Source organism: Dietzia sp. E1, from assembly GCF_014145015.1.
Taxonomy (GTDB): domain Bacteria; phylum Actinomycetota; class Actinomycetes; order Mycobacteriales; family Mycobacteriaceae; genus Dietzia; species Dietzia cinnamea_A.
In genome coordinates, this window is sequence record NZ_JAALDU010000309.1 from 1 (window position 1) to 1154 (window position 1154).

At 70.6% G+C, this 1154-nt stretch carries 1 protein-coding gene and 1 pseudogene; both read right to left on the bottom strand.

Features of this window, described 5'->3' with window-relative positions:
- Window positions 1-368 (bottom strand): annotated as a pseudogene (locus G6030_RS10710) (hypothetical protein); the annotation flags it as partial.
- 81 nt (window positions 369-449) lie between these two features.
- A complete protein-coding gene (locus tag G6030_RS10715; RefSeq protein WP_043566729.1) occupies window positions 450-860 on the bottom strand; it encodes a helix-turn-helix transcriptional regulator in 411 nt (136 codons plus the stop codon).
- Window positions 861-1154: the final 294 nt, after the last annotated feature.

Sequence of the window (1154 nt, forward strand, 5' to 3'; positions counted from 1 at the left end):
GGGCGGAAGCGGTTCACCAGCTCCTCGACCTCCGCGGGCAGCGACTGGACCCGGTCCGGCACCTCGCTGACGCGCTCCTGGGCGCCGGTCACGCGCTCGGTGATGCGGTTCTGCACGTCGGAGACGCGCTCGGTGACCCTGGACTGGGCGTCGGAGACGGCGTCCTCGGCGCGGCGGCGCAGATCGTTCACGAGCCCGGAGACCGCCTGGATCGCGAGGTCATTGGCCCCGACGTAGGCGTAGACCGGGGTCCGCACGGCGGCGATCGCCTGGCCGAGCGGGCCGCCGACGGCGGCATCCCGGGAGGAATCGGCGCGGGTCTCTTCGGCCTTGGACGTGGACTTCTTACCGGTGGTCTTCTTGCTCATGTCGACTCCTCGTTCGTGTCGTGCGGTGTTCTCATCTGCGGTGTCACGTGGCCCGGCGGGCCGCCGTCGGCAGGTCCCGGATCAGGGGACGTCGACGACCTGGTCGGCTGCGGTCGCATTGTTCGCCAGGAACGACTCGTAGATCTCCACGAGCACCTCCCTCTGTCGCTCTGTGAGGTCCGGGGCGGTGAGGATCGCGTCCCTCACCGGGCTCCCCTGCTTGAGTTCGAGGATCCCGGCGCGGGCGTAGAGCACCTCCGCGGACAGCCTCAGACCTCGGGCGATCTGACCCAGGACCTCGGCGGACGGCTTGCGCAGCCCGCGTTCGATCTGGCTCAGATACGGGTTGGAGACGCCGGCACGCTCCGCGAGCTGCCGGATGGACACCTGGGCGGCCTCCCGCTGGGCGCGGATGAACGACCCGATGTCCTGCGATTCGGACGAACGCCGGTCACCGTCGACGAGCGCGGCGACATCCGTGTGGCGCGGCACCTCACCCGTCGGCTTGTTCCGGCGTGCGAGGGTGGCTGCTGTCGGCTCGTCGGCCGGTCCACCGTGTCCCGAGACGTCATGCGCGGGTCCGCTGCGGTCAGCACCATCCTGTGCGGCCATGGAGTCACCTCCCTCCGCCGTTGCGGCCACGCCGTTCGTCTCTCCTCGGCTGACCCAACGCTAGCAACGAGTGCTAACTCCAGCAAGCGCTATGTGTACGACGATTCCGTGGGATGGATCACAGGACGGGGCGGGGCGGCCGGCGGGCCGCCGGGCGGGGCGGCGCGGGCCGGC